Annotated in this window: 9 protein-coding genes; all 9 read right to left on the bottom strand. The window is 61.0% G+C overall.

What is annotated here, in order from left to right; all coding sequences use genetic code 11:
• Positions 1–64 precede the first annotated feature (64 nt).
• A complete protein-coding gene (locus B0G52_RS23140) occupies positions 65–865 on the bottom strand; it encodes a response regulator transcription factor (protein ID WP_094047771.1) in 801 nt (266 codons plus the stop codon).
• The gene (locus tag B0G52_RS23135) at positions 858–2,690 is read right to left on the bottom strand and encodes a cache domain-containing sensor histidine kinase (protein ID WP_094047770.1); all 1,833 of its coding nucleotides are present in this window, start codon (positions 2,688–2,690) and stop codon (positions 858–860) included. The genes B0G52_RS23140 and B0G52_RS23135 overlap by 8 nt, the downstream gene beginning before the upstream one ends.
• A gap of 206 nt (positions 2,691–2,896) precedes the next feature.
• Positions 2,897–3,949 carry a glycoside hydrolase family 18 protein gene (locus B0G52_RS23130; protein ID WP_094047769.1) on the bottom strand — a complete coding sequence of 351 codons (1,053 nt, stop codon included), beginning with the start codon at positions 3,947–3,949 and terminating at the stop codon, positions 2,897–2,899.
• A gap of 18 nt (positions 3,950–3,967) precedes the next feature.
• A complete protein-coding gene (locus B0G52_RS23125) occupies positions 3,968–6,739 on the bottom strand; it encodes an alpha-mannosidase (RefSeq protein WP_094047768.1) in 2,772 nt (923 codons plus the stop codon).
• 182 nt (positions 6,740–6,921) lie between these two features.
• Positions 6,922–8,097 carry a GntR family transcriptional regulator gene (locus tag B0G52_RS23120; RefSeq protein ID WP_158223836.1) on the bottom strand — a complete coding sequence of 392 codons (1,176 nt, stop codon included), beginning with the start codon at positions 8,095–8,097 and terminating at the stop codon, positions 6,922–6,924.
• A 96-nt stretch (positions 8,098–8,193) separates the two neighbouring features.
• Positions 8,194–9,144 (bottom strand): carbohydrate ABC transporter permease, encoded by a 951-nt coding sequence (locus B0G52_RS23115; protein ID WP_094047766.1) that lies wholly within the window; start codon positions 9,142–9,144, stop codon positions 8,194–8,196.
• Between the two features lie 19 nt (positions 9,145–9,163).
• Positions 9,164–10,075, bottom strand: a complete 912-nt coding sequence (locus tag B0G52_RS23110; protein ID WP_094047765.1) for a carbohydrate ABC transporter permease — start codon at positions 10,073–10,075, stop codon at positions 9,164–9,166.
• The gene (locus tag B0G52_RS23105) at positions 10,072–12,717 is read right to left on the bottom strand and encodes a DUF5696 domain-containing protein (RefSeq protein ID WP_094047764.1); all 2,646 of its coding nucleotides are present in this window, start codon (positions 12,715–12,717) and stop codon (positions 10,072–10,074) included. Before B0G52_RS23105 ends, B0G52_RS23110 begins: the two co-directional genes overlap by 4 nt.
• 16 nt (positions 12,718–12,733) lie before the next feature.
• Complete coding sequence (locus B0G52_RS23100) at positions 12,734–14,809, bottom strand: YIP1 family protein (protein ID WP_094047763.1); 2,076 nt, start codon at positions 14,807–14,809, stop codon at positions 12,734–12,736.
• Between the last annotated feature and the right edge of the window lie 8 nt (positions 14,810–14,817).

Genomic DNA, 14,817 nt, shown 5'->3' with positions numbered 1-14,817 from the left:
TTGAGTATAGCGGGGGAGCGGGGCCTGCCTAAATCACGCCGGTTCAAGAAATAGTACGGTTTTTTTATGCCTTGTCGTCTATCGTCCCGTCCGGGCCGGGCTGACCGTAGCGATCCCGGTATTCCCCCGCCGTCGCTCCGACCTGCTGCTTGAATACGAGCATAAAATGCTTCGGGCTTTGATGTCCGGACAGGCGCGCCACGTCGTAGATTTTCAGACGCGTATGGGCCAGCAGCCATTTGGCGCGCTCCATGCGGGCCTCCGATACGTATTCCGAATAATTCGTCCCCGTCTCCGCCTTGAACAGTTGGCTGAGATAGGTCGCGTTCAGATGAACATTGCCCGCAACGGTCTGCAGGCGCAAGTCGCCGTCGATGTGCAGCTTGACGTACTCCTTGACGTCGCGGATGATTTTCCTCGCGTCGCCGCCCGGCGCGGGCGCCTCGCTACGCTCCGTCCCCGGCTGCGGCGGGACCGATATGCCGCGCTCCCGATCGAGCGCCAGCTTGATCTTGTCCAGCGCGGCGACCAGCTCCAGCCGTTCGATCGGCTTGAGCAAATAGCTGCATACGCCGTAAGAGATCGCCTTCTTGGCGTACTCGAACTCGCCGTATCCGCTAATGATGACGACGGGCAGGCTCGGATACATCTCCCTGACCTGCGCCACCATCGTCAGCCCGTCCATCTCCCTCATGCGGATGTCCGTAATGAGCAAGTCCGGCAGCTCGCATTTGAGATAATCCAGCGCTTCCACCCCGCTGGCCGCTTCGCCGGTCACTTCGAAATGGCCCGTCGACCGCCCGATCAGCTCCCTGAGCCCTTGGCGGATGACGGTTTCGTCCTCCACGAGCAGCACCTTATACATTCGCTTCTCCCCCCGTCTCCTCAAGCCGTATCGCGATCGTGACGGCCAGCCCCGTGCCGGGGCTTCCGTCTACCGTCAGCTCTCCTTTATCCCCGTAGATCAGCATAATCCGCTGCGCGATATTGGACAGCCCGAGGCCGCCCCCGTCTTCCCGCTGCCACCCTTGATAGGAAGGAGGCGTGCGCAACTGCTCGTTCAGCTCCGCGATCTCTTGCTCCGGCAGCCCTTTCCCGTCGTCTCTGACCGTAATCAGCAGAACGTCCCCGATCCGCAGCGCGGAAATCCAGACCGTTCCTCCGCGCTCCGCCCCGTCGATTCCGTGGTACACCGCGTTCTCCACGAGCGGCTGCAAAATCAGCTTCGGGACGACGATCAGGTTGGCCTCTTCGTCGATGTCGTACTCCACCTTCAGCCTCTCCCCGTATCGGAGCTGCTGAATGCGAACGTAAGACTGCACGAAACGGATTTCCTCGTACAGCGGCACGAGCCGGTCGACTTTGTCGATTGTATATCTGAGCAGCTTGCCGAGCGCGGACACCATGTCGGACACTTCCGCGTTGTTGCCGCGAATCGCCATCATGCTGATCGATTCCAGCGTATTGTAGATGAAGTGGGGATTGATCTGGCTTTGCAGGGCGGACAGCTCCGCCTCCTTCTCCCGCAGCCCGACAATGAACACCTCGTTGAACAGCCGATTGATTTCCTCCGTCATCTTGTTGAAGCCGCGTCCCAGCTGGCCGAACTCGTCCTTGCCGTAGACCTCGATTCTGCGGTCGAAATTGCCCTGCTCGACGCGGATCATATTCTTCTTCAGCTCGATCAAAGGCCGGGTCACCCGGTAGGACACGATAACCGCGAGCACGGTAACGACAGCGACGCACAGCAGCGCGAACCATAACGTAAACGTCCGCAGCTCGCGCGACTCCTTCTGGATCACGTTGATCGGCGTCAGGCCGATGACCGACAAGCCGGAAAAGCCGGAATGGTGCTGGACGTACAAGTAGATCCGGCCGCCCAGCTCGATTTTCTGATTGCTTCCGTACGGCTGCGGCGGGTTGATCCGGAGCAGTTCGTCGTAGACGGACGGATCGCTGTCGGATTTGCGCTCGAACAGCAGCCTCTTCTGATTGTCAATCACGATCAGATTGGCGTCCTGCTCGAAGTTCAGCGTGGACAAAATGTCGCGAAAAGCGTCCAGCTTAATATCGATGAGAATATAGCCGAGCTGACGCAGCGTGTCGGGATCGCGGATCATCCGCCCGACCGAGATGTACGGGTCGGTAGGCTTGGCGCTATAGTAGGACGGGTGATGCGGCGGAATCAGCACCCAGGCTCCGTCCGATCGAACAACCTCGTCGAACCATTCGTCCTGCCGACCGTCCCACACCGAATCGACGGCCATCGAATCGACGTTGGAGAAAAAAATGCCGCTGTTGCTGACCAGATGAATACCGCGGATTTCCGTTCTGTCGTAAGCGTTGGCCGACGTGTACAGCTTCATTTTCAAATAGTCGTCCGACGAAGCCCATGTGGCCGAGCCCATTTCTCCGTCATATTTGCTTAAAATAGACAGCACCGCCTGGTCGTACAGCGGCATCATCGACAGTCTCTCGAAATCTTTCAGCAGCCGATCGAGATTCGCGTTGATCTGCCGCACGATATCGACGGTAAACTGCTCCGTCTTCTGATCGACCGTGTCCGAGAATTTCCGATAGGTAACGACTCCCTGAAGGCTTAACGGAAGCAAAATGAGCACCGTGAACAGGAGCAGCAGCTTCGTGCGCAAATTCAAATCTCTGGAAAACCCCGTCGTCCGCTGAACCATGTCGTCTGCCCCTTATCGCTGATTTCTATTTTTGTATGCGCTTACATAAAGAGGTGCCCGGAGTATTCTATTATAACTGCGAACGGAAGAAAAGATATCCCTTGCATTCAGGAAAAGGTACGGGATTTTGAGGGAGCACGCAAAAACGGCCCCCGCCCTCCATCGAAGGAAGCGGAAGCCGTCTGCTAGCAGCTTGCTTTACCGGTTTAAGGCTGTGCGGCGGCAGGCCTGTTCAGACCGTCGTGCAGCGCGTCCAGCAGCAGGTGCGTTTTGTCGCAGCTATATTCCCAGAACATGATGCCGGCCAGTCCTTCGCTGCGGATGTAACCGCACTTGTGGCGGAGCGACTCCTCATCGTCGTACGTGATGAAGCTGTTTCCGTCGAACAGGTACGGAGCTTTCGCTTCGTCGTCCCAGTAGCGGACAAAGCCGCCGCGCCCGATGTAGTCGGCGTGGAGCCGGGTGTAATCGGGACCGTAGCCGCCCGACGAAGCAGTCATCTGGTGCAGCCCGGCGTTGCGGTCGGGCACCCCCTGCCACATACGCGAGTAGAATGCCGCCCCGATGACGATCTTCTCTGGCGGCACGCCGGCTTCGCGGAACAGGCGGACGGAAGCGTCCACGCTGATCCGGAACAGATCGCCGGTCGGCGTGTACAGGTTCGTATGGTGGCCTGTCAGCGTCTGGAACCCGCCGCGCATGTCGTACGTCATGAGCTGAATGAAATCCAGGTATGGATGCACTTGGTCCATCTCGGTGCCGTCGATATAATAGCGGTCCGCGCCGGCGGCGATCGTCAGCAGGTAATGCCGCCCGGAGGCGGCTCCTTCCCGGTCGAGCGCTTCTCTCATCTCGCGCAGCAGCAGCGTAAAATTCGTCTTGTCATCGGGAGACGCGGCGATGCCCGCCTCGCCGTAGCACGGATACTCCCAGTCCAGGTCGATGCCGTCCAGCGGCAAGCTGCGCAGCAGGTTCGCCGCCGACTGCGCCATGCTCGCCCGTCCTTCGGCGGTGGCAGCCGCCTCGGAGAACCCTCCCGCGCTCCAGCCGCCGACGGACAGCAGAATAAGCAAATCCGGGTTGGCGGCCTTTAGCTCCGGCAGACGGTTCAAATGCCGCAAGTGATCGACCCGGATTTCGTCGTCCCGCACATGACCGAACGCTATGTTCAGATGGGTCAGCTTTCTCGCGTCCTCGTCCGTGACCGAGGGCAGCGCCTCGTCTCCGGCATAACCGGCCAAAATCCACTGTCGCTTCATCGCGTTTCACGTTCCTTTCTATACCTTAGGTGTAATCGCCAGCGTGACGATGCGATAGGGGGCGATCGGGATGGCCGAGCCGGAATCGAGCGTCTCCCCGCGCCGCTCCAGCACGTCGCTCATCGCCAAACGCTCATGCGCGAAGACGGGCTCGACGGCAAGCTCCGTTTGCTTGTCGCTCCAGTTATACCATCTGACGACGACGTCCCCCGTATCCTCGGCGACTTTACACGCCGACAGCGCCAGATCGCGCCCGCTCCACTCCAGCCAGCTGTGGCAAGGCGGAACCTCTCCGCCGTGAACGTCCGTCGTTCCGACATACAGCGGCGTCTGGAAAAGATAAGACTCGGCGTAAGCGTCCGTACGTTGCCCGCCTCCTCCATGAGGAACAATCATCAGCTCCGCGGCATGAGGGCCGGGACATTGGGCTTCCGGCGTCGGGAATAAGCCCCAGTCGCCCAACTCGCCGACCGACCGCAGCAGCGTCACGGCAATCGTATTGCGGCCGTCGCGCAGCACCTCGTACTCATTCAGTCCTTTGCTCGCGATCGTAAGACCCGCCTCTTCGTCGTGCAGGCTGACGAAAGCCTGCTGATGATGGCAATAGCTCGGATTGCGCCATTCCGCGGCCGGCTCGTTGTCCCGCCGCGCCGCCTCGAAGATCGAATCGGCATAATGGACGCCGGTGTTCAGATCGGTCGGGAACAGCATGCGGACGCGATGGTCGCGGGCCGTATTGTCGAACTCGGAGCGCACGCGCAGTCCGCGGCCGCCTCTCTCCAGCCGGACGATCGTGCGAAGGCGCAGCGTCACCGTCCGCTCCGCGCGGACGGAGCGGCGTCCGGTGAACCAGATCAGCTCCTCCCGTTCCCGCTCGAGCGAAGCCTCGGCCTCCGCCGGCACCTGCCATTCGTGCACGATTTCCAGCGCCGCCTCGTACGGCGTATCGGCCAGAACGCTCACTTCCGCCTTCAGAAGCTCGGTCGTCAGAGTCGTCTCCCCATTTGGCTGCCGGTACATATACTCGTTGCCGACGTCTCCGGTATTTTCGTAGACGCACAGCCCCCGGAACGTCCGGCCGCCGGCTTTGTCGATCAGCGTTATCGAGCCGTTCTCCTCGACGGTCGCCCGGATTCGGTCGTTTTCCAGCGTCCGGCCGTCTTCGGAGAGCAAGGAACGAGCGTCTCCTCCGGAGAGTCGCGGCTCCGGCAGTTGCTCCTTCTCCCCTTCCTGACCGGAAGGGATAAAGGCAAATGCCCGGTGACCGCAGCCCGGAACGTCGGCCGCCTCGAACTCGACGCGCAGCGTGCGGGCGAAGTACGGCTGGCGGAAACGGTCGTCCGGCAAATCGTAGCCGAAGCGAAGACCCAGATCGGTCACGCTGCATGCCAAGCGTCGTCCCTCCGAGTCCAAAACCTCTCCTCCGCTGACTGGCAGCGTTTTCAAACGCATCTTCATTTCGCCGAAATCGACGCCTTCCCGGAAGTAGATGCGGCTGATATCCACATCCACCGACACGATCCCGCCGCGCGTCCATCCGGTCGTGTTGAATACGACGAACGGCTGCGCCCGCTCTCCGCAGTCCGCGAACGCGGACGTATCCACCCTCTGCGCGATGTGCGCGATGCTGTCGGCGATAATGCACTCCGCGGTCTGGCCGCTCTTCTCGAAGCGCGTCACCATCTCGCGGTGCACCTCGTCGACGCTGCAGCCGCAGATGCTGTCGTGCGGATGGTTCTGCATCAGCGTCTTCCAGGCGTGCTGCAGCTGGTGGTGAGGATAGTCGAGTCCGAGCAGGCTCGCGTATGCCGCGAGCGGTTCGGCGCCCTTCTCCAGCAGCGTCTGGCCGCGTTCGTTCATCTGCTTCAGATACACGCGCGCGGAAGCCGTATTCACGAGTGTGCCCCAGCCGTCCGTGCGCTGGCTGCGCAGCTCGCCGCGGACGACGCTGAGATCGTCCGGCAAATGCCGTTTAAGCGCTTGCGCATACGTATCGAAATCGGAATGGACGAACTCCGTATCCGGGTACAGCTCGGCGGCCAGCCGCAATGCCTCCGGCAGATCGGTCTGCACCGGCTGATGGTCGCAGCCGTTCATGAACAGCAGATGCGGCGTTGAAGCGTACTTCTCCGCGGCAGCCAGCCGGTCGTCCCAGAACGCTTTGGCCCGCTCAGGGTCCGTCGGCACCTCGTTGCCGTTGCTGTACCAGTTCGCGAACAGAATGCCGAGCACCCGCGAGCCGTCCGGCGCTTCCCAGAGCAGCTCCGAATAAGGGGATTCGTACGCTGCCTGCTCGCCCACCTCGTTGTTGAACCCGGTCGGCTTCACCCCCCGGCCGAACGCGGCGACCTCGATGCCCGCCTGCTGCAAAATTTGCGGAGCCTGGCCGATGTGACCGAACGAATCCGGAAAATAACCGAGCATGGAGACGGCTCCGAATTCCCGGGCGTCCCGCAGTCCGGCCAGCAAATTGCGGATGTTGGCTTCGCCGCTCGTCAGAAACTCGTCCTGCAGCACGTACCAGGGGCCGATATGGAGACGCCCTTCCCGGATCAGCTCCTTGAGCTTCTCCCTTCGCTCCGGCCGCACGCTCAAATAATCTTCAAGGAGGATCGTCTGTCCGTCCAGATGAAAGCTTCTGTACGCCGGGTCGCGCTCCATCGTCTCCAGCAAGCGGTCCATCAGCTTGATCAGATGGTAGCGATGCTTCTCGAACGGCAAGTACCATTCCCGGTCCCAGTGCGAGTGGGATATGACATGGGCCGTTTTCCTGCTTCTCGTTCCGGTCATCTCGTGTCCTCCCCACGCTGTTTTCTCTCTATTATTATATATCTTAATCATAGATCGGTAAATATTAGATATACCTTTTTATCCTCGAATCATAAAAGTTTGGTATACCAAAAGAAAGAAAAACCATTCTACGATATGCGCAATCGTAAAATGGTTTTCAAAATGCGCGGCCCGGCTCCCGCCTACCGCACCTCCAGATCCTGCTCCTCCTCTTCGTCGGCGATCGCCTCCGGCCCCGCTCCCGTCGACTGGCGCGCGATCCAGCGGATCGGCACCTCGACGCGGGCCGTCATCCTCTCGCCGCCCTCGAGCTGATCGACGATCATCGCCGCCGCCCGCTTGCCGATTTCCCGGTAATCCTGCTCCACCGTCGTAATCGGCGGCACGTCGGAATGCAGCGCGAAATCGAGGTTGTTGTCGAAGCCGACGACCGACAGCTCCTCGGGCACGCGCACGCCCATGTCCGCCGCCGCCTTGGCGATCTCGAAGGCGACCAGGTCGTGCTCCGCCTGAACGGCCGTCACCTGCTGCTCCAACATCTGCCCGAGCAGCGACTTGTAGAACTGCCTGCGGCTGGGCGGATCGCTCTCGGCCTGATCGGTCATCCCGCTGTACACCAGATCGATGTCCACCGGAAGACCGTTGTCGCTGAGCGCCTTGCAATAGCCGAAGAAGCGGTCGCGGACCGTGCTGCGATACTGGATGTCGATCGTCGACAGGAAGGCGATGCGCGTATGTCCGAGCTCGATGAGCTGCGCCGCGCTCGTATAGCCGCCGCCGAAGTTGTCGGAGACGACGCTGCCCATCGACAGCAGGCTGTAATATTGGTCGATCGTCACGATCGGATAACCGCTGGCGTGCAGCGCGTGAACGATGTCCAGATTGCGCTGGGTGCTGACCGGATACAGGATGATGCCGGACGTTCCCCGCTTCGGCAGGGAACGCAGCAGCTCCCGCTCCTGCCCGCTGCTCCAGTCGCTGTTGTGAATGGTCAAATAATAGCCGCGCGACTCCAGGTACGCGGCGATTCCGGGAATGTGGCCCAGCGTGTTGTTGGAAGCGACGTAAGGAATAATCATCGATACGATACGATTCGCGGACATCCCGGACGGATCCTCGGCCGGCCTGCGGCTTCCTTCCTTCTTCTTCACGAAGCTGCCGCTGCCGCGCCGGCGGTAGATCAAGCCTTCCCGTTCCAGCTCGATCAAGGCGCGCTTGGACGTAATCCGGCTGACGCCGAACTGCTCGGCCAATTCCACCTCGGTCGGAAGCTGCTGGTCGGGAACGTATTCACCGCGTTCGATGCGCCCTCGCAGAATTTCAATGATTTGACTGTATAACGGCTTATCTCCGCTCAACAAATGGACTCACACCCCGAATTCTCGAATCTGTTACAATTATAGCCTTGTTTATTGGTATATCCAATAGTTTGTTACGCAAGGCGTTACGCGCCGTTACCCGACGATGCCGGTGCGCTCCACGCTCTCGACGAAATAACGCTGCACGAACAGGTACATCAGGATAAGCGGCGCGATCGCCAGCAGCACGCCGGTGTTCAGCAGCATCGACGTGTAGACCGGATCGGGCTCGCGCAGCCCCATGCCCATGTCCATCAGGCTGGTCGACAGCACCTTGACCTGCTTCAGGAACAGGCTGACGTAATAGCTGTCGTTCCACTGCCAGACGAACGAGAACAGCAGCACGGTGACGATCGCGGGCACCGCGTTCGGCACGACGATGCGCAGGAACGTCCGGAACACGCCGGCGCCGTCCACGAGGGCGGCTTCCCCGATCTCCTTCGGAATGCCGCGGAAAAACTGCCTGAAAATATAAATATACAGCCCGTTCTTCAGCCCCATCGCCGTGCTGGACGACAGAATGAACGGCCAGAACGTGTCGATCAGATTCAGGCTGTCCTTGCCCGTGAACAGACCCACAAGGCCGAACAAATCGAAGTAGCGGTACGTCAGGTACAGCGGAATCATGATCGTCTGAGGCGGAACGATAATCGTGAAGATGACAAGCCCGAACAGCAATCCGCTGCCTCTGAATTGCAGCCTCGCGAAGGCGTAGGCCGCCAGCGCGCACGAGACGAGCTGGATCAGCGTCGTGCTGGCCGAGATGAGCGCCGTGTTGCTCAGCGCCTCGAAATAATTCGTCGTCTCGATGGCGATCCGTAAGTTGTCGAGCGTGAAGTTGCGCGGAATCCAGAGCACGGTCGGGTCATAGATGTCGGCCTTGCTCCGGAAGGCGATCGACAGCCGCTGGAACAGCGGGAACAATATAATGAAGCAGAAGCCGACGACGAGGACGGTGCGAATCAGCACCCATGCCCAGCGCTTGCCCTTCTCCAAGGGCTGGTATCGGCTGACGAACAGATCCGTATATGCGGTCTTCGAGCTCATCGCTTCGCCTCCTTCCATACTAATCGTAGTAGAACACCTTGCGCGAGATCAGGCCGACGGACACGGCGAGAATAAGCGCGACGGACAGGAAGTACACCCAGGACATGGCGGCGCTGAGACCGAAGTCGAACACCTTGAACGCCGTCTCCGACACGAGCTTGTTGATCGGGCTGTTGCTGAACGAATCGATGATCGAATACACCGTATTCGTCAGAATGAGCGGCGACATCATCGGGAACGTCACCTTCCAGAAGCTCTCGTACCCGGTCGCTCCTTCGATTTTGGCCGCTTCGTAGAGCGACGGCGGAATCGACTGCAGCCCGGCCAGGAAAATCAAGATCTGCACGCCCGACGAACTGATAATCTCGTAGATCCGATCTACCGCCCCGGTCAGATAGTCGACGAAAATCGGCGAGATTCCGGATTCGAGCATCATCCGCTTCAGCTCGAAGCTTTGCAGCAAGTTCGATTCCGCCTCCCCGCCGCCGGACGAGAGCGTCCCGCTGCCGACGAAGCTGCCGATGTCGAGATTGGCGATGACGCTGGAAGCGAGAATGACCGGCAGGAAAAATACCGCCCTGGCGAACGGCCTCCCCCTGAACTTCTGGTTGAGCAGCACCGCCGCGAACAAGCCGAAAACGAGAATGAGCGGCACGTTGACGGCCATGGCCGCGATCGACTCCGCCAAGCTGCGCGGATAGTCCGGATTCGACGTGAACAGGCTCGTGTAGTTGGAAAACCCTTCGTAATCGACCGAAAAACCGCCCTCGACGAGCTGGATCGAGCTTAGACTGTACCGCAGCGATTGAATCAAGGGCAAAATAAACAGCATGATCATGCCGAAAATAAGCGGCGAAGCGAACAGGACGCCGAACCAGGCGTTCTTCTGCTTCAAGGTCAGCTTCTTTTTGCGTTTGAACGTTATTTTCATCTGGAAGCTTCACCGCCTATCCGGTAGCTTTCGGCCGGGATCGTCAGCCCGCCGGCTTGCGCGTCGGTAACGCCGTAGTTGACGATTACGGTCGTTCCGTCGCCGAACGTCGTCTCCGTCACGTCCGCGGACAGCTTGCGGTGTCCGGTAATCGGCTGGCCGCGAACCTGCTTCAGCACTTCGTCCGCTTCCTTGTACAGCGCAATCGCCTCGTCCAGCCAATCGCGGTAATGGAGCGCGTACAAACCGTTATACCGCGTATCCTTCACCGCCGACGACGGGCTGTAGAACCATTGATAGAACACATTGGAACCGGTCTCCAGCGCTTTGAGCATCGATCTGCGCGGGTTTTGTCCCTGGTCTGCGTTAAACGGCGAGCCAGCCAGCTCCACATATCCGTGCAAGGCGATCTGGTAGAAAGGAACGTCCTCGTCGGTCAAGTTCATCCCGCTGGAGGACGTCGGCGCGTTCACGACGATGTCGGCGTAGGGCAGCGCATACGCGTTGCCTCCGCTGACCATGACGGAGCCGATCCGTTCCTTCAGCTTGCCGGTCTCCGCCGCGATCGTCTCCAGCGCCTGCTCCCGCGCGATCGGTGCGGACGGATCGAAATCGGAATTGACCTCTTCGCCCATATCCCGCAGCGATACGCCGGTTGCGCCCAGCTTGGCGTAGTCGGACAGAAAATCGCCGACGACGTCCGGAAGCCGGGATGCGGACAGCACGTAATGCGAGAAGCGCGAGCCGAGCTTGCGGTACGTGACCGGGTCGTATTCGTAGATCGCCGCTTTGCGCCGGTCGAGGAAATCGGCGCTGCCGCCCGAGCCCTTGTACTTCCGCAGGAAGGCGACGTCGGGATACAGCCGGACTCCGCCGGCCGCCGCGTATTCGGCCAGCTTGCGGAAGCCTTGCTTCCCTCCGAGCGCGCCGACGAACCCGATGTCGTCCGGAGAGCTGTGGCGGATGCCGCCGTTAAACCAGCCGACATATCGGAGCGCGACGTCTTCGACCCCGCCCGCCTTGAGCAGCTCCAGCAGCTCGATCGCCTGCTCGTACGTCGTCAGCGCCTCCGTCGAGTCGTACGGAATGCCGAGGAAGGAATTGCGGCGCTGGAACGCGCCTTCCAGCTCGAGCACGAACGGCGCGTTCTCTCCCGCAGCAAGCGGCTCCAGCCGGTGCTTGGCGACGAAGTAGTCGCGGTAAGCCCCCGCCATACCGGCGTAATCGGCCCGGTCTCCGGACAGGAAGGCGTACCGCAGGCGAATGTCGCCCTGATACGACGGCGTCTGAAACATCGGCACCGAGCTGCTCTTGCTGCCCGAGCTTAACGTGTAGAAATCCATCGCCGTAAACCGGAAGCTGCCATTGACGCTGTTGTAGGACGTATAGCGGCCGCCGATATCGGCCAGGACGCTGCCCATCGCCGCCCCGTCCTCCAGAATGCCGATGAACGCCTGGTCGCCCGTCTTGAGTCCGAATACGGGAAGCCGAGCTTTCTCGTTGGTCAGAAACCGCTCCTTCACGTCGAACGTGCCGTCCTCCCCGTACACCGGCATCTGATAAGGCTCGGCGCTCAGCTTCCCGTTGTTCAGCCGGATGAGCGCTCCGGAGCCGTCGGGGACGAGCATGTAACCCTGCTGATCGCCGTCCGCCGCGCCAAAATACGGCAGCACCTGCAGACTGGCCAGCGGAAACGACGGATTGCTCTCCACCTCTCCGCCTTTGACGGCGACGGTCAGAAACTCGCCGTCAAGCGCGTATTCGACGGGGATGGAGAACTGCGCCTGATCCTCCGCCTCCTCCCGGCCCGCCCCGTTCTCGGCGTTGTCCCGCTCCGCGTCCTCCGCCGTGTAGCCGGCGGAATCGAGCAGCGCCGACAGCTCGGCGGCGACGTTGTCCTGCAGCTTGCGCACTTCATAGACTTGCTTCTCATCGTTGAACCGGTACTTGTAGGTAACCTGCTTGCGCGCATCGTCGTCCGCCAGCTTGCTTAGAATCGCCTGCTCGAAGCGCTCCTTGCCGATGACAGACGGAATGTTGCGCCAGGACGCGTCGGGCTGGTTCCCGAACCGGTAGACGATGCGCACGCCGCGATCGGCCGCGGCGATGTCGAACTGCCCTTTCTGCACGCTGTCGGTATAGCTGTTATAGCGCGACAGTTGGCCCTTGCCGTTGTAATACGTCAGAATAAGCTGGGATTGCAGCTCGGCCTTGTACAGCGGAGACGCGACCGGATCGTTCGCTCCCTCGGCAGGATTGGAAAACCAGACGTAGCCGCCCTGCTTCCGCTGAACGGCGATGCCGGCGCTGGCCCGATGCACGTACAGAACGAGCGCCTCGTTCTCCGCGACTCGCTCCATCCCGGCCAGAGCGGAGCGCTCCGCCGCGCTGTTGGCCGCGCTCGGCGCCAGGCTCGCGGCTGCCATCGTGGCCGGAGCGCTCTTCCCGCCGGCAACCGCCAGCTGAGCGCCCGAGGCCGCCGTTCCGCTCGCCGCGCCGCTCTGCGCCGGGACGCCGCCCTTCGCCATAACGCCGACTTGCGCCGCCTCGCCGATCCGTTCGCCTCCCCGGCCGACGAGAACGCCGCCCGCCGCCAAGACGGCGCAGAGCGCGATCGCCAGCGCTTTTTTGTTCCCGTTCATGCCCGTTCCCCCTTCCCTACCATCTGAAAGAAATTTCCCGGATCAGCGACTCGGCGAAGCTGACCATCTGCTGGACCATGCTGAACAGCAGCACACCGATGAACAAAATGATGCCGATTACGACGAGCGTCAGCAGCATCGTGGCGATCGTCTTGCCGGCCGAGTATTGATGGATCGTCATCGTGCCGACGAACAGCAGCCAGACGAACCACAGATACGCCACCGTGTCGAGCAAGTAGTAGAACGCGCTTTCGTCCGCCGTGATGACGTTGCTGTAGAGTACCTGCGGCACGTACAGGATCACGAACGGAATCAGCGAGTAGCCGGTCGCCGTGACGATGTCCTTGAACTTGCCGACGCCGTCCATCAGCGTCGTCAGCGACCAGTTGGCCACGCACCAGAGCAGCAGCGGCAGCACGATGAACTTCAGCTCGTCGAGGCTGTTCAGCTCGGCCGGATTGTTGAAGTTGACGACGAAGCCGCTGAACTGCCGCTTCACGATCGTCAGCAGCACGAACAGCAGCATGATCGCGACGGCGATCGACACCCGGCCCTTGCGCTCGAATTTCAGCTCCCAGAAACCGTTGAACGGATGGAGCATCGTGTGCAGCGGGTGCTTCAGCACTCCGGTGTCCTTGTACTGGACGCCTGCGGCGCGTCGGCCGGCCCGCTTCATCGCCCAGACGATCAGACCGACGACCAGCGCGATCGCCAGCACGATTTTGCCGAAATGCGCCATGACAATCTCTTTGCGGTACTGCTTGAACGCTTCCGAATAATATTCCCGGGTGCTGCCGAGCTTGAAGTAGTTCATTGCCTCGCGGTTGTCGCCCTGCTTCATCAGCGATTTGCCGATGCCGATGTACGCCACCTCGAAGTTGCCGCTCAGCTGCAGCACCTTGCGCCAGGCCGCGGTCGACTCCTCCACCCGGCCGTCGTACAAAGCGGTTACCGCCTCGCGGATCAAGCTTCCGTACGTGGTCGGCGCGAACACGGTCAGCCGGTTGTAGTCCTGGTCGAGCACGAGCGTCCGCTCGCCGAGCAGGCCGATCGCCGAAGGATTGCGGAAGCGGTCCTGACGGCTGCCGAGCCCGCCGAAGACGTACAGCAGGTTGCCGTCCTTGTCGTAGGCGAACACGCGCCCGCGCTTGGAATCGAGCGCGCTGTACATGCCCCCGCGGTCGGAGGCGATATCGACGAAGATCGAGCTGCCGCGCACGCTCCCCGTCTCCGTCGTGCCGATGTCCCCCTTGGGCGGAAAATAGCCCTTGCTGCGCAAAATGTCGGCGCCGGACGGATTCAGCTTCTTGATCGGACTGTCCGAGCCCTCCTCCGACGTCGTCGTGAACAGGAAGCCGTCCTCGTTCAGATCGATATTGTTGAACTCCAGCGGAATGAACTGCTGCATCTGATCGCGCTGCTTCTTCGTGGAAATCTGCTTCCAGATCAGATCGATCGGCTTGAACTTGACCCGGTTCGTCCCAAGAAAACCGGTAAACTCGCCGTCGGACGAAAACTCCATAATGCCTTCGTACGAGCCGCGCCCGATAACGTAGATCCGCTGCGTCCGGTCGACGACGACCTTGCTCGGCGCGTATTGGAAGCCGTCGCGGATAAGCGACGACTTCGGCTCGCCGATCTCGCGCACGAACGCGCCTTCCGCGCTCAGCTCGACCAGCCTGCGGTTGCGCGTATCGGCGACATAGATGCCGCCTTCCGCGCTGGCGAACACGCCCTCGGGCTGGTTGAATCCGTCCTGCCTGCCGCCGTTGTCGAACTCCGCGATCACCTTTTCCACTTCCAATTCGCCGCTGAGCACGACGATCCGGTTGTTGCCCGTGTCGGCGATGTACACTTTGTTTTCCGGACCTACGAATACGTCCTGCGGCGAAGACAGAGGACCGACCCCCAGATCGTTCCCGTACAGAATCCGCTCCGGGACGTAAGCGTCCGGCGCCGGGACGGCGTCTCCCCAATAGGAATAGTTGTACCCTTCGGCCGAAGCCGCGGAGGGAACCGCAAGCGCGAGCAGAGCCAGGACGAGCAGACCGGGGACGCGCAGACAAGCCGAAATCCGTTTGACGTTCACCATCCTGCCCC

This window comes from Cohnella sp. SGD-V74 (assembly GCF_003001675.1).
GTDB lineage: Bacteria > Bacillota > Bacilli > Paenibacillales > Paenibacillaceae > Cohnella.
The sequence above is the reverse complement of the archived record's forward strand: the minus strand, read 5'-3'. Positions and strand labels throughout refer to the sequence as shown.